Source organism: Ruegeria sp. CDSA246 (assembly GCF_059611225.1).
Genome location: NZ_JBXWPD010000006.1, coordinates 176,081 through 192,384, shown reverse-complemented (window position 1 = coordinate 192,384; position 16,304 = coordinate 176,081). Strand labels below are relative to the sequence as shown.

23 protein-coding genes are annotated in these 16,304 nt (G+C 57.8%); 14 read left to right on the top strand and 9 right to left on the bottom strand.

Annotation, left to right across the window (positions count from 1 at the left end; translation table 11 throughout):
• The first annotated feature begins 1 nt into the window (after nt 1).
• On the top strand, nt 2-238 hold the full coding sequence (locus tag AC2FI9_RS09665; protein ID WP_058273291.1) for a GlsB/YeaQ/YmgE family stress response membrane protein: 237 nt from the start codon (nt 2-4) through the stop codon (nt 236-238).
• A 6-nt stretch (nt 239-244) separates the two neighbouring features.
• Here AC2FI9_RS09665 and AC2FI9_RS09660 read toward each other — a convergent pair whose 3' ends face one another.
• The 7 genes from AC2FI9_RS09660 to AC2FI9_RS09630 all read right to left on the bottom strand — a co-directional run bounded on the left by AC2FI9_RS09660 (nt 245) and on the right by AC2FI9_RS09630 (nt 4,731).
• Nucleotides 245-847 carry a COG3904 family protein gene (locus tag AC2FI9_RS09660; RefSeq protein ID WP_496767189.1) on the bottom strand — a complete coding sequence of 201 codons (603 nt, stop codon included), beginning with the start codon at nt 845-847 and terminating at the stop codon, nt 245-247.
• Nucleotides 848-901: 54 nt separating this feature from the next.
• Nucleotides 902-1,525: a trimeric intracellular cation channel family protein gene (locus tag AC2FI9_RS09655; protein ID WP_496767186.1), complete on the bottom strand. Its 624-nt coding sequence runs from the start codon at nt 1,523-1,525 to the stop codon at nt 902-904.
• Nucleotides 1,522-1,989 carry a ribonuclease HI gene (rnhA, locus tag AC2FI9_RS09650; RefSeq protein WP_108861286.1) on the bottom strand — a complete coding sequence of 156 codons (468 nt, stop codon included), beginning with the start codon at nt 1,987-1,989 and terminating at the stop codon, nt 1,522-1,524. Before rnhA ends, AC2FI9_RS09655 begins: the two co-directional genes overlap by 4 nt.
• Nucleotides 1,982-2,569 carry a class I SAM-dependent methyltransferase gene (locus AC2FI9_RS09645; RefSeq protein ID WP_496767184.1) on the bottom strand — a complete coding sequence of 196 codons (588 nt, stop codon included), beginning with the start codon at nt 2,567-2,569 and terminating at the stop codon, nt 1,982-1,984. The genes rnhA and AC2FI9_RS09645 overlap by 8 nt, the downstream gene beginning before the upstream one ends.
• Nucleotides 2,566-3,018 (bottom strand): DUF3429 domain-containing protein, encoded by a 453-nt coding sequence (locus AC2FI9_RS09640; protein WP_496723284.1) that lies wholly within the window; start codon nt 3,016-3,018, stop codon nt 2,566-2,568. Before AC2FI9_RS09640 ends, AC2FI9_RS09645 begins: the two co-directional genes overlap by 4 nt.
• The gene (ispH, locus tag AC2FI9_RS09635) at nt 3,015-3,965 is read right to left on the bottom strand and encodes a 4-hydroxy-3-methylbut-2-enyl diphosphate reductase (RefSeq protein ID WP_496767182.1); all 951 of its coding nucleotides are present in this window, start codon (nt 3,963-3,965) and stop codon (nt 3,015-3,017) included. The genes AC2FI9_RS09640 and ispH overlap by 4 nt, the downstream gene beginning before the upstream one ends.
• Before the next feature lie 193 nt (nt 3,966-4,158).
• Nucleotides 4,159-4,731: a LabA-like NYN domain-containing protein gene (locus AC2FI9_RS09630; protein WP_058278950.1), complete on the bottom strand. Its 573-nt coding sequence runs from the start codon at nt 4,729-4,731 to the stop codon at nt 4,159-4,161.
• A gap of 154 nt (nt 4,732-4,885) precedes the next feature.
• Between AC2FI9_RS09630 and folK the strand changes: the two genes are divergently transcribed.
• From folK to AC2FI9_RS09580, 10 genes are all read left to right on the top strand, one after another.
• Nucleotides 4,886-5,443, top strand: a complete 558-nt coding sequence (gene folK, locus AC2FI9_RS09625; RefSeq protein ID WP_496740284.1) for a 2-amino-4-hydroxy-6-hydroxymethyldihydropteridine diphosphokinase — start codon at nt 4,886-4,888, stop codon at nt 5,441-5,443.
• Between the two features lie 94 nt (nt 5,444-5,537).
• A complete protein-coding gene (rpoZ, locus tag AC2FI9_RS09620) occupies nt 5,538-5,891 on the top strand; it encodes a DNA-directed RNA polymerase subunit omega (RefSeq protein WP_010437681.1) in 354 nt (117 codons plus the stop codon).
• A 26-nt stretch (nt 5,892-5,917) separates the two neighbouring features.
• Nucleotides 5,918-8,050: a RelA/SpoT family protein gene (locus AC2FI9_RS09615; protein WP_480792254.1), complete on the top strand. Its 2,133-nt coding sequence runs from the start codon at nt 5,918-5,920 to the stop codon at nt 8,048-8,050.
• Between the two features lie 16 nt (nt 8,051-8,066).
• Nucleotides 8,067-8,765 carry a DUF2062 domain-containing protein gene (locus AC2FI9_RS09610; protein ID WP_058273282.1) on the top strand — a complete coding sequence of 233 codons (699 nt, stop codon included), beginning with the start codon at nt 8,067-8,069 and terminating at the stop codon, nt 8,763-8,765.
• Nucleotides 8,758-9,504, top strand: coding sequence for a pyridoxine 5'-phosphate synthase (locus AC2FI9_RS09605; RefSeq protein ID WP_496727060.1), 747 nt, complete (start codon nt 8,758-8,760; stop codon nt 9,502-9,504). Before AC2FI9_RS09610 ends, AC2FI9_RS09605 begins: the two co-directional genes overlap by 8 nt.
• The gene (locus tag AC2FI9_RS09600) at nt 9,501-10,124 is read left to right on the top strand and encodes a LysE family translocator (protein WP_496767180.1); all 624 of its coding nucleotides are present in this window, start codon (nt 9,501-9,503) and stop codon (nt 10,122-10,124) included. The genes AC2FI9_RS09605 and AC2FI9_RS09600 overlap by 4 nt, the downstream gene beginning before the upstream one ends.
• Entirely contained in the window at nt 10,121-10,540 is a 420-nt protein-coding gene (gene acpS / locus AC2FI9_RS09595) for a holo-ACP synthase (protein ID WP_496727062.1), read from the top strand. Before AC2FI9_RS09600 ends, acpS begins: the two co-directional genes overlap by 4 nt.
• A 57-nt stretch (nt 10,541-10,597) precedes the next feature.
• On the top strand, nt 10,598-11,437 hold the full coding sequence (gene lepB, locus AC2FI9_RS09590; protein ID WP_496767178.1) for a signal peptidase I: 840 nt from the start codon (nt 10,598-10,600) through the stop codon (nt 11,435-11,437).
• Nucleotides 11,434-12,111 carry a ribonuclease III gene (rnc, locus tag AC2FI9_RS09585; protein ID WP_058273658.1) on the top strand — a complete coding sequence of 226 codons (678 nt, stop codon included), beginning with the start codon at nt 11,434-11,436 and terminating at the stop codon, nt 12,109-12,111. The genes lepB and rnc overlap by 4 nt, the downstream gene beginning before the upstream one ends.
• A gap of 180 nt (nt 12,112-12,291) precedes the next feature.
• Complete coding sequence (locus tag AC2FI9_RS09580) at nt 12,292-12,744, top strand: hypothetical protein (RefSeq protein ID WP_496767177.1); 453 nt, start codon at nt 12,292-12,294, stop codon at nt 12,742-12,744.
• A 27-nt stretch (nt 12,745-12,771) separates the two neighbouring features.
• On the opposite strand, the gene AC2FI9_RS09575 is transcribed toward AC2FI9_RS09580, so the two are convergent.
• On the bottom strand, nt 12,772-14,148 hold the full coding sequence (locus AC2FI9_RS09575) for a multicopper oxidase family protein (protein WP_496767174.1): 1,377 nt from the start codon (nt 14,146-14,148) through the stop codon (nt 12,772-12,774).
• A 157-nt stretch (nt 14,149-14,305) separates the two neighbouring features.
• Here AC2FI9_RS09575 and era point away from each other — a divergent pair, with 157 nt between their 5' ends.
• The 3 genes from era to AC2FI9_RS09560 all read left to right on the top strand — a co-directional run bounded on the left by era (nt 14,306) and on the right by AC2FI9_RS09560 (nt 15,969).
• Complete coding sequence (gene era / locus AC2FI9_RS09570) at nt 14,306-15,214, top strand: GTPase Era (protein WP_058273275.1); 909 nt, start codon at nt 14,306-14,308, stop codon at nt 15,212-15,214.
• Complete coding sequence (locus tag AC2FI9_RS09565) at nt 15,211-15,540, top strand: DUF1491 family protein (protein ID WP_496740295.1); 330 nt, start codon at nt 15,211-15,213, stop codon at nt 15,538-15,540. The genes era and AC2FI9_RS09565 overlap by 4 nt, the downstream gene beginning before the upstream one ends.
• 105 nt (nt 15,541-15,645) lie before the next feature.
• Nucleotides 15,646-15,969, top strand: a complete 324-nt coding sequence (locus AC2FI9_RS09560; protein ID WP_496727069.1) for a SemiSWEET transporter — start codon at nt 15,646-15,648, stop codon at nt 15,967-15,969.
• Nucleotides 15,970-15,997: 28 nt separating this feature from the next.
• Here AC2FI9_RS09560 and AC2FI9_RS09555 read toward each other — a convergent pair whose 3' ends face one another.
• Entirely contained in the window at nt 15,998-16,303 is a 306-nt protein-coding gene (locus AC2FI9_RS09555) for an NIPSNAP family protein (RefSeq protein ID WP_496767172.1), read from the bottom strand.
• Nucleotide 16,304 lies beyond the last annotated feature (1 nt).

Genomic DNA, 16,304 nt, shown 5'->3' with positions numbered 1-16,304 from the left:
CATGCCTGTCATCGCCCTGATCGTTATCGGAGCCGCCGCAGGGTTCCTGGCCACCCGTTTAATGCGGATCGAGGCCAACATTCCCACAACCATGTTGATTGGCATCGTTGGTGCACTGGTTGGCGGATTTCTGTTGCGGGCCTTGATCACCGTGGCAGGATGGTTGTCCGGATTTGTAGGCGCGGTTCTGGGTGCGCTGCTGGTAATCTGGATATGGCAGACCTATCTACGACGTTGAGCGGGGCTACCGCTCGTCGCAAATCACTGTTGATCCCAACGATTTCGAATTGCGCGTCGCCATTTTAAAGCGATTGGCTTCCTCTGCTGACATCCAGTGCATTTCGTCCTCGGACGCTGCATCAAGCGTGAACCAATAAAAGGCCGGGTCGACACCAATATCATTGAAATAGTCGAGATAGCGATCGTGCTCGGGGTGGTTTTCGGGCAGGTTGGCAGCCACATATCCGCCGCCGCCCCAGCTATGAACCCCGACACATGCGCCAGGTTCCAGAGTGCGACGATTGCCTGCCAGGAACAGATCGGTGCCACCAGAGGCGACCAAGCCGTTTGAGGGCACCACAGTATCGAACCCTTCGTCCCGAACAACGCGGCTGAAAACGACATTTGCATCATCATCGACCGAGCCTTCGATGTTCTGCAGTACAAGTGTCTTGATCTCGGGATTGGCCGCAGTGATTTCTTCAAAAGCGCTGAGTGTCGTGTGATCAATAGCCCCCGAAGCAACGATTTCGTCGCCTTGTACAACGAAGCTGACCGCGTCGTATCGCTCTGCACACGCACCCAGAAGAGCTAGTGAGGCGACAAAAATGGGGAAAGTGAATTTCATTTCAGTTCTCATTTCTGTGGCACAGGAAATGCAGATCGAACATTTTGCACCCATTTATTGCCGCGGCGGGCGCGCCTTGTAAACCGGAAGCCGCCAGCCAAACACCAATGATCCCGCCCGCAATGCCCAGCAGATCAACGCACATGCGGCCAGTGTGGCCAGCTCGTCGAAACCAAGTTGGGTCGCAATCACAGCGGCAAAAGCCCCGGCAAACGCGCAAGAGACGTAGAGCTCACCCTGTTTCAGGACCAGTGGCACTTCGTTGCAGACCACGTCCCGCATCAGGCCGCCAAGGCAGCCCGTTGTGACGCCCATCAGCACAACGATGACACCGGATTGGTTCAGAGACAAGGCTGCGCCAGCACCTGCTGCCGCGGCAATCGACAGAGCGAAACTGTCCAGCCAGACCAGCAAGTTGTATCGGCTTTCGACCAAATGGGCTGTGAAAAACACCACCACGGCAGCCGCTGTGGCGATCAGGATATAGTCCGGTTGACCAACCCAGAACACCGGGTGCCGGTCCAGCAGCAGGTCGCGGACGGTTCCGCCGCCCACAGCAGTCAGGCAGGCCATAAAGGCAAAACCCACCAAATCCAGCTGTGCCCGGCTGGCCACCAATGCACCCGTCAGGGCAAAAACCAGAACTGAGGCATAGTCGAGCAGTGCCAGACCGCTCACGTTTGCGCCTTTTTTGGTTTGAACGGGGCCATGCCCGCGCGGGCCAGCTCGTCGGCTTTTTCGTTTTCGGGATGGCCAGCATGGCCTTTGACCCATTCCCAGGTCACGTCATGGCGGGCCTGTGCCTCATCCAGTCGCTGCCACAGATCGACATTCTTGACCGGTTTCTTGTTCGAGGTCTTCCAGCCGTTGCGTTTCCAGCCGAAAATCCAGCCGGTCACGCCATTTTTTACATAGGCGCTGTCGGTCACCACAGTGATCTTCGAGGCCCGCTCCAGGGTTTCCAGCGCGCTGATCGCGGCCAGCAATTCCATACGATTGTTGGTGGTCTCAGCTTCGCCGCCGTTCAGCTCGCGTTCTTTCAGGACTTTCTCGCCATCCATTGCGCGCATCAACACACCCCAGCCCCCGGGACCAGGATTGCCCGAACAGGCACCATCGGTATAGGCAAACAACTCAGGCATGGGCGATCACCAGAATAAAACCGTCATAAGATCCAGCCAGGCCTTTGCCCACGCCAGTTGTGATCCGGTCAATTGTGAACCCCGCCTTCGCCAGAGCCTCTTCGATCTCGGTCTGTGAGAAATAGGTGTAATAGCGATCAATGTCGTCGCGGTGTTCACCGGTTCCCAGTTTCAGACCAAGGAAAAAGATACTCTCAGGCTTGAGTGCCCGGTGGATGGCCGCCAAATGGCGCGGGAAATCCTTGCGCGGCGCATGTAGCAGCGAAAAGCTGGCATAGATGCCGTCAAACGTGGCCGTTTCGGTCACATCGTCAAATGTACCGACATGCGCATCCACGCCATTTTCGCGGGCGTGTTCCACAAAGGCCGGCGTCGCATCCAATGCCCGTACCCGCAGCCCCTCACGCATGAAGAACATACTGTCCGCCCCGGGGCCTGAGCCGAGGTCAAGCACATAGCCGCCCGGCGCAACCGCTTCGGCAAAGGCCATGCGGGCCTCGATCTGTTCGGGCGGCAATGGGACGCTCAGGTACTCGGCAACACGTGTGGTGTAGGCGTCAATTGTCTTGCGGTCGGTCACAGGTACACTCCTACGGCAAGGCATATCAGGACGATGGCTGTCAGCAGAACGCGCAGCCTCAGCCACCATGTTGGGGTCAGCCGCCAATATGCAAATATCGCATCCAACATCAGCAAACCGGCGAAGCCGTACATTAGGTTGATGCCCGCCTCAACAGGTCCACCGCCGGTCATGAAAAACGCCCAAAGCGCCGGGAGGACTGACAGCACATAGCATGTCGCTGCCTTACTGCCCGAGGTCTTGGTGGCGAACCCCCACAGAACACCGGACATAAAACTTAAAATCACAGAGCCGTAGAACAGTTGAATATACGGTCCGACGAACCGCGACCCAAGCTCTTGCCTGCCCCAATCCTGCAAATCGCCGTTCAAGGAGGTCAGCGCGCCCCAAATGAACGGGATCAACCCCGCCAGCGCCAGAACCAACGGCGCCCTGGGGACGCCTCTCATGCGGTTTGCCTCAGGACGCGGGGCACTTTGAATTCGACATTTTCGACGGCGGTTTCGACCAGTTCAACCGTCACGTCATAGTGGGTGTCGAAAGCGTCAATCACCTCATTCACCAGCACTTCGGGTGCTGAAGCGCCTGCGGTAATGGCGATGGTTGAGATGCCTTCCAGCGCCCGCCAGTCGATATCGTGGGCGCGCTGCACCAATTGCGCATAGTTGCACCCGGCGCGGGCCGCAACCTCGACCAGTCGGCGTGAGTTCGAAGAGTTCGGTGCGCCAACAACAAGCAAAGCATCCGATTTTGGAGCCACGGCTTTGACGGCCTCTTGCCGGTTGGTGGTGGCGTAGCAGATGTCTTCCTTATGCGGGCCAACGATGGCCGGGAACCGGACTTGGAGGGCTGCGATAATATCCTTGGTGTCATCCACCGAAAGCGTCGTCTGGGTGACAAATGCCAGCTTTTCCGGATTGCGTACCTGAACCGAGGCCACGTCATCGACGGTTTCAACCAGCAGCACTTCGCCGTCGGGCAACTGGCCCATGGTGCCGATGGTTTCCGGATGGCCCTTGTGCCCGATCATGATCATCTGCAATCCGGCCTCAGCATGGCGCTGAGCCTCCACATGAACCTTGGAGACCAGCGGGCAGGTGGCATCGACATAGATCATCTCGCGCTGGGCCGCCGACGCGGGAACGGATTTCGGTACGCCATGCGCTGAAAAAATAACGGGTCGGTCGTTAGGACACTCGTCCAGCTCTTCGATAAAAACGGCCCCCTTGGCGCGCAGACCATCTACGACGAATTTGTTGTGCACAATTTCATGCCGCACATACACCGGGGCACCCCATTTCTGCAGCGCCATTTCAACGATCTTGATCGCCCGGTCGACACCGGCGCAGAACCCGCGCGGCGCGGCGAGGTATAGGGTAAGGGGCGGCTTGGTCATGTCTTGGTCTCCATAGGCCACAGGTAAGTCTTTTCCCGGCTATGGTCCAGACAGGACATTGTCATTGATATGACATGAATCACTGCTAGCCAGCAGGTGTTTCAGTACCTGCTTTTAGTTAAAGAAGCGCGGTCAGGTTGGTACAGCCTGACCGCGCTAATTTCTTCCCCCGGGTTTGGTGAGTGGCCCGGTCTTACTGTCCACCCGCAGCAACGCTGCGTGGCTCCATGGGCATTTCACGCGGAGGCCGCCCGATCACGTCGCGCAGGTCCTCAAGCTCGATGAAGTTGTCGGCCTGGCGGCGCAACTCGTCCGAGATCATCGGCGGCTGGCTGCGGATGGTCGAAACCACCGAAACGCGCACGCCCTGACGCTGCAGGCTGGCAATCAACGGGCGAAAATCCCCATCGCCCGAAAACAGCACAATATGATCGACACGTGGTGCCAGTTCCATAGCGTCGACTGTCAGTTCGATGTCCATGTTACCTTTGACTTTCCGACGCCCCATGCTGTCGGTGTATTCCTTCGCCGGTTTTGTCACCATGGTGAAGCCGTTGTAATGCAGCCAGTCAACCAAGGGGCGGATCGGGGAATACTCGTCGTTTTCCAATAGCGCCGTATAGTAAAAAGCCCGAAGCATCTTGCCGCGGCGCATAAACTCCTGGCGCAGCAATTTGTAGTCGATGTCAAACCCCAGTGCTTTTGCGGCTGCATAAAGATTCGAGCCGTCGATGAACAGCGCTAGCCGTTCGTCTTTATAGAACATAAATAGGTCCTTCCGGTACAATACAGAGCGCCGTGGTGTTACGTGAGTGGGTATTTGAAAAATAGGCGGCGCGCTGATCTTCTATAATTAGGCCATTTCGGTCGTATCGCAAGTATGCAATTCGCCGAATATAGTGAATGGAACGTACAAATCTATGTCAAAAGCGGTTATCGCGCTGGGAGCAAATCTCAAATTGAGAGGTATTGGCCCCAAGGTGACACTTCAAAGCGCACTTGACGCGATCTTGCGTCACGGGGTGGTGATTCGTGCCGTCAGCCGTTTTTTTGAGACCCCGTGCTTCCCGGCAGGTGCCGGGCCTGACTACGTCAATGCGGCTGCTTTGATCGAAACGGACAGGACGCCGACCGATTTGTTGCACCTGCTTCACCAGATTGAGCATCAGTTTGGGCGCGAAAGGGTGCAGCGATGGGGTATGCGAACGCTGGATCTGGATCTGGTCTGCTATGATGATCTGGTTCTGCCAGATCGCACCGAATTTGACAGCTGGCTGACCCTGCCAGCACAGGAGCAGACGCAAAAGGCGCCGGACCGGCTGATTATTCCACATCCGCGCCTGCAGGATCGTGCTTTCGTCCTTGTTCCGATGGCGGACGTCGCCCCGGATTGGCGGCATCCGGTGCTGGGCCGGACGGTAACCGAAATGCTGGCAGACCTGCCCGCGTCGGATATTGCGGCAGTCACGGCTGTGTGAACGGTGCATTTGCAGCATTTCTTGCTTGTCAAGGCGGGGATTCGCCCTTAGATAAACCTCTTCCTGACATGGATTCAGTAACGGAGAGCGCCCCATGGCCCGCGTGACGGTTGAAGATTGCGTAGACAAGGTTCCTAACCGGTTTGAACTGGTGATGCTTGCCGCCCATCGTGCGCGCGAGATTTCTGCCGGCGGCCCGATCACCGTCGACCGTGACAATGACAAGAATCCCGTCGTGTCGCTGCGCGAGATTGCGGACGAAACCCAAAGCGCGGATGAACTGCGCGAGCGCCTGATCGAGGCCAACCAGACCCAGATTGAGGTCGATGAGCCGGAAGAAGATCAGATGGCTCTGCTGATGGGTGCGGAATCGGACAAACCGGCCGATGACGATATGTCGGAAGAGAAGCTGCTGCGCGCTCTGATGGAGGCTCAAGGCCAGGGGTAAGCCCCAAAGATGAAGGTGCGGACCGGATGATTTCTGCAGACGACTTGATTGCGCTGGTCCGCAACTACAACCCCAAGACAAATGCTGACCGCATCGCCCGAGCCTATGAGTTCGGAAAGCAGATGCATGACGGTCAGTTCCGCCATTCAGGCGAACCCTATTTCACACATCCCGTTGCCGTGGCCGCCATCCTGACCGAACAGCGCCTGGATGATGCGACGATCATTACAGCGTTGCTGCATGACACGATCGAAGACACCAAAGCCAATTATGGCAAAGTGTCCGAACTGTTCGGGGAAGAGGTTGCCAAGCTGGTCGACGGCGTCACCAAACTGACCAACCTGCAACTGTCCAGCCGCGAAACCAAACAGGCCGAGAACTTCCGTAAGCTGTTCATGGCCATGTCCAAGGATCTGCGGGTTATTCTGGTCAAGCTCGCTGACCGTCTGCACAACATGCGCACGATCAAGGCAATGCGCCCGGAAAAGCAGGTGCAGAAGGCACGCGAGACGATGGATATTTATGCGCCGCTCGCGGGTCGCATGGGTATGCAGTGGATGCGCGAAGAGCTTGAGGATCTTGCTTTCCGCGTTCTGAATTCCGAAGGTCGCCAGTCGATCATTCGCCGCTTTATCACCTTGCAACGTGAAACCGGCGACGTGATTCACCGGATCACCGGCGACATGCGGCACGAGCTGGAAAAGGCGGGCATCGAAGCCGAAGTGTTTGGTCGCGCCAAAAAGCCTTATTCGATCTGGCGTAAGATGCAGGAAAAGGATCAGGGCTTTTCGCGCCTGTCCGACATCTACGGTTTTCGCATCATTACCCGGTCCGAGGAAGATTGTTACCGGACGCTGGGTGCCATTCACCAGCGCTGGCGCGCGGTGCCGGGTCGGTTCAAGGATTATATCAGCCAGCCGAAATCGAACGGTTATCGCTCGATCCACACAACAGTTTCCGGCCGCGACGGGAAACGGGTCGAGGTTCAGATCCGCACCCGTCAGATGCATGATGTGGCAGAAACCGGCGTTGCAGCGCATTGGTCGTACCGCGACGGTGTCCGCTCGGAAAACCCATTTGCCGTTGATCCGGCCAAGTGGATTGCGAACCTGACTGAACAGTTCGACAGTGAGGAAGATCACGAAGATTTCCTCGAAGCGGTCAAACTGGAAATGTACTCGGACCAGGTGTTTTGCTTCACGCCCAAGGGCGATGTTGTCAAGCTGCCGCGCGGGGCTACGCCGATTGATTTCGCCTATGCGATCCATACGCGCATTGGACATGCCTGTGTTGGCGCCAAGGTGGACGGCATCCGTGTGCCACTGTGGACGCGGATCAAGAATGGTCAGTCGGTGGATGTAATTACCGCTGACGGCCAGACGCCTCAGGTAACGTGGCTTGAGATTGCGGTGACCGGCAAGGCCCGGACCGCCATTCGGCGTGCGCTGCGCGAGGTCGACCGCGAGCGGTTCATCAAGCTGGGCAAGGAACTTGCGCGTTCCGGTTTCGAACATGTCGGTCGAAAGGCAACCGACAAGGCGCTTGATACCGCGGCGAAACACCTGCGCCTGAAGGATCGTCACGAATTGTTAGCGCGTCTCGGCAGCGCCGAGCTGACGGCGCATGATGTGGTCAGTGCCGTGTATCCTGAACTGACCCAGGATGAGGGGGATGCCATTTCCCCGCGCCGCGCGGTGATCGGCCTTGAGCCCGGCCAAAAATTCGACCGCGCCCCCTGTTGCCAGCCTTTGCCGGGCGAACGCATCGTCGGCATAACCTATCGCGGCAAAGGTGTTGTCGTGCATGCGATCGACTGCGACCGCCTATCCGAATTCGAAAGCGAACCTGATCGCTGGGTCGATTTGCACTGGCACTCGGGAACGCACCCGGCTGTCTATGGTGCGACGCTGGATATGACCATTGGTAACGATGCCGGTGTTCTGGGACGCATTTGCACGTTGATCGGCGAGAAAAAGGCCAATATCTCGAACCTCGAATTCGTCGACCGCAAACCGGATTTTTACCGCTTGCTGATCAATGTCGAACTGCGTGACCTGGAGCAGCTGCATTCGCTCATGCTGATGCTCGAGGCCGAAAGCGACGTGGCGGCAGTGGAGCGGTATCGGGACAGGGCAAAAACCGCAGTTGCGGCTGGCTGAGAAGGGGTGATCAGGAGTGGTATTTAAGCGCCGAGACCGACGCTCGCCTGTCCAGATCGCGTCTGAATTCGTCTATCCCCGTGGTGGATGGACGCGGGCCTTTCACTACGTCAAGCATCGTGTTCGTAGGCTGCCGGATTCCCCCGAGCGCATTGCGCGTGGCATCGGTGCAGGCGTCTTTGCCTCATTCACTCCGTTCTACGGATTGCATTTTCTTGTCGCTGCTGTGGTGGCGCGGCTGCTGAACGGCAATATTCTGGCGGCTCTGAGTGGAACATTCTTCGGCAACCCACTCACCTATGTGCCAATCGGCGTGGTTTGCCTGCAGACCGGGCATTTCCTGCTGGGAACCAAATTCCACAAGGGTGATACACATGGGCTGATGGGCAAGTTCACAGATGCAATGGGTGATCTGAAGAACAATTTTATTGCCATGTTCACCGATCGTGTCGCGGACTGGCATGGGCTCAGCATCTTCTATAACGAAGTGTTCTTTCCCTACATGATTGGCGGCGTTCTTCCGGGCATTTTGGCGGGTGTAATCTGCTCCTATCTCAGTTTGCCGCTGATCCGCACCTATCAGCAACGCCGTCGCGACAAGATCAAGGCAAAGTTTGACGAAATCAAACGCTTGGCCGAAACAAAGCCTGCCGTTCCATTGATGAATGCCCTAGGTTCAGATCAGGGCCTTAAGAAGGATTCGAGCGATGTCTGACAACCACCTGCGTCTTGGCGTGAATATCGACCACGTGGCCACAGTTCGCAACGCGCGGGGCGGGGCCTATCCTGATCCGCTGCGTGCCGCCAAGTTGGCAGAAGAGGCTGGGGCTGACGGGATTACCGCGCATCTGCGCGAAGACCGTCGCCATATCTCGGACGCCGATATCGATGGCCTGATGGAGGTCCTGTCGGTGCCGTTGAACTTTGAGATGGCTGCGACGCCTGAGATGCAGAAAATTGCTTTGCGCCATAAGCCGCATGCCGTTTGCATCGTCCCTGAAAAGCGCGAAGAACGCACCACCGAAGGCGGGCTGGAGGTCGCGCGCGAGGAAAACAAGCTGGCTCATTTTATCGCGCCGCTGCGTGATGCCGGGTGTCGTGTGTCGATCTTTATCGCTGCTGATCAGCGCCAGATCGAGGCCGCGCACCGTATCGGCGCCGAAGTGATCGAGCTGCACACCGGTGCCTATTGCGATGCCATGGCCGAAGGCCACGCGGACAAGGCCAACAGTGAGTTGGAAGCTCTGCGCGAAATGTCCGCTTTTGCCCATTCATTGGGCCTTGAGGTGCACGCGGGTCACGGCCTGACCTATGACACCGTACAACCGATCGCGGCATTCCCCGAAGTGCGCGAGCTGAATATCGGCCACTTCCTTATTGGCGAGGCGATCTTTCGCGGCCTCACGCCTGCCATGGCCGAGATGCGGCGTCTAATGGATGAGGCGCGCGGATGATCACACCCGGATTTGTTGCGATCTGGTTTGCCTGGCTGATGGCCGGTGGCTCTCCGGGGCCTGCAACAATGGGGATTGCCGGAACGGCAATGAACGAAGGTCGCCGCGCCGGCCTGGTCTTTGCCTTGGGCATTTGCGCAGGCTCTGCCGCTTGGGGCATCGCCGCAGCGCTGGGCCTATCAGCAATCATGCTGGCCAATGTCTGGGTGTTCGAGGTCATCCGCTATGTTGGTGTGGCCTATCTGGGTTGGTTGGCGTTCAAAGCGCTGCGCCGGGCACTGACGTCTGATGAAGTTGCTATCGGCAACCCGGTGGCCGGCTCACTACGCACAATCTTTGCAAAGGGCGCAGCTATCCACCTGACCAACCCCAAGGCGATCCTGAGCTGGGGCTCGATCTATGCCATCGTCGCCCCGAATGATGCCAGCCTTTCGATGTTGCTGGGCTATTTCGCCATGCTTTACGCAGGATCGTTGTTGATCTTCATCGGCTACGCCTTCCTCTTTTCCTCCGAGCGTATGGTGCAGGCCTACCGCCGCGCTCGCCGGTGGTTCGACTTCGCCTTTGCCGGGTTCTTTGGGGTCGCGAGTTACAAGATTTTGACTGTGCGGCTGTCATGATACTCGGCATCGGCACAGATCTTGCAAATATCGACCGCATTCAGGGCACATTGGATCGGTTCGGAGATCGGTTCCGCAATCGTGTCTTCACCGAAATCGAACAGAGCAAAGCGGAACGTCGCGCTGATGTTGCGGGAACATACGCCAAACGCTGGGCCGCGAAAGAGGCTTGTTCCAAGGCGCTGGGCACCGGTTTGGCCATGGGCATCGCCTGGAAGGACATGTCGGTGACCAATCTGCGCACGGGTCAGCCTGTGATGCATGTCACGGGGTGGGCGGCAGATCGGCTGAAAGAGATGACGCCCGAAGGGTATGAGGCGATTATCCACGTCACCCTGACCGACGATCACCCTTGGGCACAGGCATTCGTGGTGATCGAGGCGCGTCCGCTTCACGATGCGCCTGCGCAGTCTTGACTTGCCCCCAACCGACCCGCATGTAGCACCCCAACGAATAAACGACCGGAGAGCAGTATGGCCGAGGAAGCCAAAACAGGTAACGCCGTTTGGGAGACGATCAAAACCATCGTCTATGCCCTGCTGATCGCGGGCGTCTTCCGCACGATCCTGTTCCAGCCATTCTGGATTCCGTCGGGTTCGATGAAGCCCACCTTGTTGATCGGGGATTTCCTGTTCGTCAACAAAATGTCTTACGGTTATTCCTACGCGTCTTGCCCCAGCCTGATCATCCCAAGCGTCGGCCTGAATGTTGACGCCGAAGATCTCTGCGGCTGGATGCAGAGCGATGAAAACACTCGTATCTGGGGCGGCGACCCCGAACGCGGTGACGTCATTGTTTTCCGCCACCCGGTCAGCGGCCGCGATTACATCAAACGTCTGATCGGTCTGCCCGGGGACCGTATTCAAGTACGGGACGGTCAGATCATTCTGAACGGTACGCCAGTGCAACAAGAACCCGATGGTGTATTCACCGAAGTCGCCGAACCACAAGGCTCGCAAGGTCTGCGCCCGCGCTGCGAAAACGGTCCTGTCGGCTTTGGCGGTGTCTGCGAAAAATCGCGTATGATCGAAACACTGCCAAACGGTGTGTCTTACGAAGTGCTGAACATCGGCAATCAGGCGGCTGACAATACCGGCATCTACACGGTTCCCGAAGGCCATTACTTTTTCATGGGTGACAACCGCGACAACTCCAGCGACAGTCGCGTGCCGCAATCCGCAGGCGGCGTCGGCTATGTGCCTTACGAAGACCTGATCGGGCGGGCTGATCGCATCCTGTTCTCATCCGCTGGCCGGTCGATGCTGTTCTTCTGGACGTGGCGCGGGGATCGCTTCTTCAAGGCGGTCAATTGAAGCTTTCAACCGAGATAAAGGCGTTCCAGCAGCGTCTGGGGTACGAATTCTCGAACCCTGAACTGCTGGTGCGCGCCCTGACCCATGGATCGGTCTCGTCCTCGACACGACCTGACAATCAGCGGTTGGAGTTTCTGGGCGATCGGGTTTTGGGTCTTGTCATGGCCACCGCGCTGTTGGAGGCCGACAAAAAAGCATCAGAAGGGCAGTTGGCTCCTCGGTTCAACGCGTTGGTCCGCAAAGAGGCCTGCGCTGATGTGGCCCGGCAGATCGATCTTGGCGTGGTGCTGAAACTGGGCCGGTCCGAGATGCTGTCAGGCGGGCGCCGCAAACAGGCCTTGCTGGGTGATGCGATGGAGGCTGTAATCGCCGCAATCTATCGCGATGCCGGTTTCGAGGCCGCGCGCGACGTCATCCTGCGACTGTGGGGGGATCGCGTCCACAACGTTGAAGCGGATGCGCGCGACGCCAAAACCTCGCTTCAGGAATGGGCGCAGGCGCGCGGGCAAAAGCCGCCCGCTTACGTCGAGGTCAAGCGCAGCGGCCCCGATCACGCCCCGGTGTTTACTATTGCGGCTCGGTTGCAGGACGGGACCGAAGCGCAGGCAACGGCGGGGTCGAAACGTCAGGCGGAACAAGCCGCCGCAAAGGCGCTACTGGATCAGTTGAAATAGCAACCCTCGACAGCCCGAACATGTCACAATTCTCAATCTAACTTGAGGCCTATGGCAGACCTCGGGTCGCAGTCGTATCTGAACATCATCCGCTTTGGCGCATGTCTAAGAACAAGCGAGCAAAGCGAAATTGATACAATGAGTTGAGGCATTTCCATGCAAAACGCAAAACTGACTACCGTGAATATCGGCTTTTTGTTCATCGCCGGTTTTATCGCCACGATCGCCTTCGATTTCTGGGGGCAGGTTGTCAGCCCCGGCATCGGCTGGGCCAATCTGTCGCCCGAAGGACTGGCCCAAAGCCTGCTGGCCAGTCTCGGCTTGCCCAGCAATGCCTTCCTTGGTTTCTTCGTGCATTTCTACCTTGTGGGTCTGATTGCCTACCCGATGGGGTGGTTTCTGATCTTCAAGCCGATCTGGGTTAAGGTCCTTGGCCCGGTTCATATGTTCGTCGCCTCGGCCATCTATGGGTTTGGCCTTTGGGTTTTTGCCCTGGGCGGGATCACCACCTTGTCCGGATTGCCGACTTTCCTGAACTTCTCGGCGATCACCTGGGTCGCGTTGATCGGGCATGTTTTTTACGGGATCGTCATGGTTGCCGTTCTGCGCCTGATCGAACGTCAGAACGGATGAGTCAAAGGGGGGCGTCTAGTGCGCCCCTCATACCACTCGGATAAATCCTGTTAGCCCGGTCTTCTGGTGCTCTATGACATGACAGTGAAATGCCCAGTCGCCCGGGTTATCGGCGACCAGCGCGATCTCGGCCACCTCGTCCTTCAGCAGCAGCATCGTGTCGGTCATCAGGGGCGGCAGTTGTCGCAGGTTCGACCGTAGCGGGACAAACGCCAGCCCGTGCAGGTGGATCGGGTGCAGGTTCGGGGATTCATTTCGCAGTCGCAAGACATAGGTTTTGCCCATTTCCAGCGTTGCGAGCGGACCGACACCCTTTGCCGCGTCACCGGGCCATGGTTTGCGATTGATGGACCAGAAGTTATACCCCAGCGAGCCGCAGGATCCATTGTTGGGCTGACCTCCTTCGGGGGTCCAACCAAAAACAAACTCGTGCAGCTCGGCGTTGGTCAGATCGGGTTTGGACACCGGGTTTAATGGCAGAGGGCGCAATTCTTGCAGGTCCCGTGCCGCCGATGATCCAATCGCGCGCAGCTGTGCCATAGGTCTGTGCGGCTGACCGGGCAGTTTGGCCATCAGCGCAACGTTGCTCCCTTCGTCGCCGGGCATTGCAACCGCAAAATCCACGCGCTGACCTGGTCCCACCAGAAGTGGCTCATCTGCGCTGGGCATTGGAATGCTGATCTCAAGCGGATGGCCATCCCACGCGATGATCCGCGCATCGCCACCCTCAAGATGTAATTTGTAGATGCGCGTTGTGTCCGTATTCACCACCCGCAGTCGCACCAGACTGCCTGCGGCGTGATCGTAGATAGGCCCTTGCAGCCAATTGGCAGTGTGGACATTGCCAAAGGTCCCGGCCCGTGCGGCGCCGCGCTGGGTATAGGCGGGTAAAAACGCACCATCATCGTCCAGCCGAAAATCGCGCAGGTTGATCACCTGTTCGCTGTCAAAACCGGGGTTTTCGGGTTCGGCAATGACCATGACGCCCGTCAGGCCGTGGGTCATCTGCTCCATCGTCATGCAATGTGGATGATACCAGTAGGTGCCTGCATCGGGCGGAGTGAATTCATAGGTGAAGGCCTCACCTTCACCCAATGGCATTTGGGTCAGGTAAGGCACCCCGTCCATGTTGTTCGCGATCCGCATCCCGTGCCAGTGCATTGCCGTGTATTCCGACAGGGTATTGCGCACGGGCAGCCACATCACTTCCCCTTGCTTGCCGTACAATACCGGCGGCGGTGCGTTAGAGGACAGGCTGACCATTCCGGTCGTCACCGTATCCCGCAGGGCAAAGCTTGCTGGTTGAATGGTCAACTCCGGCGTGCCTTGCGCCAACCCGAAACCGCCCAGACCCAGCGCGCCGGCAGCGGCCCCGCTGCCCAAAAGAAACTCGCGACGTTTCATGTCTTGCCTCATTTTCCGATGGTCGCCTGGCTGGATTTGGCGCGGCCTGGATTAGGCGTGCCACCGATTTTGCATGACCGCAATGCGACAAATCCCTCTGGCCCGCGCGGCCTTTCTGCTATAGGGGTGCGCACTTGCAACCAGGAACGCCAGACACATGACCACACGCGCCGGATTTATCGCCCTGATCGGAGAGCCCAACGCAGGCAAATCCACCCTGCTGAACCGCATGGTCGGGGCCAAGGTTTCGATCGTGACGCATAAGGTTCAGACGACCCGTACCCGCATTCGCGGTGTGGCAATGGAAGGCGATGCGCAGCTGGTCTTTGTAGACACACCCGGCCTGTTCAAACCGCGTCGTCGTTTGGATCGCGCCATGGTTGCCGCGGCCTGGGGCGGAGCGGCGGATGCAGATGTCGTCGTTCTGATGATCGAGGCGCATCGCGGCATCACCGAAGGGGTAGAACGTATCCTCGAAGGTCTGGAAGAGATCGGGCAGGGCCGAAAGGTTGCGCTGGCGATCAACAAGATCGACAAGGTCCAGTCTGAGGTGCTGCTGGCCCTAACAAGTGACCTGAACGCACGCTACCCGTTTTCCGAAACCTTTATGATTTCCGCCGAAAAGGGCTATGGCGTTGAGGATCTACGCAAATGGCTGGCTGCGGAATTGCCCGAAAGCCCGTGGCTGTATCCCGAAGATCAGATCGCCGATCTGCCCCTGCGCATGATCGCGGCTGAGATGACGCGCGAGAAACTGACCCTGCGCCTGCATCAGGAGTTGCCCTATCAGCTGACGGTCGAGACCGAAAACTGGGAAGAGCGCAAAGACGGCTCTGCCAAGATCGACCAGATCATCTATGTCATGCGCGATGGTCACAAGGGCATCGTGCTAGGCAAAAAGGGCGAGACGATCAAAGCGGTCAGCCAGGCCGCGCGGGCGGAACTGGAAGAGTTCCTGGACCGTAAGATACATCTGTTTCTGCAGGTCAAAGTGCGTCCGAACTGGCTCGAGGAATCCGAGCGTTACTCGGAAATGGGTCTGGATTTCAAAGACGGTAATGCATGACTCGCCTGACGGCTGATTTCTGGGTCCACGCCTATCTGGCGCGGCTGCGTTTTCAGGAAATCCCGGCGTTTGTCGTAGCCCATGGCGACGATACGGCGGGTGCAGTGCTTGTCAAATTGAACACTCTGGACGGGCACGCCGTGGCGTTCCAACGCAGCTTTGATCTGATGAGCGGTGAACGCAAATGGGTCGAGCTTTCCTCCGGCGTCGAAGCAGAGGTTGACGACGCCATCACCCGGCAACGCAGTTTTGATCCGGACCTCTGGGTGATTGAAGTCGAAGACCGGCAAGGCCGGCATCTGTTGGGTGAAGAGGGGTTGGACTAGCCCGCGGTTCAATGGGTCTTGGTCACTCGGGTCAAAACGTTTATTTTACCCTATACTATATCGGTGAGGATCGCCGTACCGTTTGAACAAATTATGGGGGTGTGTGTGGCCGAAACACTCGCTGAAAAGCTTGAAAAATCAGAATTTGGGCATTGGATGCAGCGGTTTGAGGGCTTTATGGTCTTCATTGGCGTTGTCGGCCCTTTTGCCACGTTGCCGCAGCTGATCAAGCTGTACTTCACGCATTCGCAACACGCGACCGGCCAGTCTCTGCTGTCTTGGTCGCTCTATGCTGCGCTGTCATTCCTATGGTTTGCCTACGGGTTGGTGGTCGGCAAGTTGCCCATCTATTTGGGCAACGGTATTTCGATGGTGCTGAACCTCCTGATGGTCCTGGGCATCCTGATCCACGCCGGTTTAACGTTTTGACCGGCCGCCACAGTCCGGTGCTAAGACGTCACCAACCGCTGCTTTTAAGCGTGATATCGTGCCCGGTGGTGGTCAATGTATCACCGGCGAATTGCTTTACTTTGGGTGCGAAGGCCTGAAAATAGGGTTGCGACTGCACGTGAGCCAATGTCTCGGCGCTGTCCCAGCGGCCCCAATGAACCCGGGACTTTCCGTCATCAGCGACCGCAACCTGATAGGTGAATTTTCCGGCCGCCTCAGGATCGGCGTCGATTGCCTCGATAAAGGTGCGGATAGTGGTCTGCCATTCGGCCTCATCACCGTCATACCGGTATGAGATTGTGATGCCTCGCATG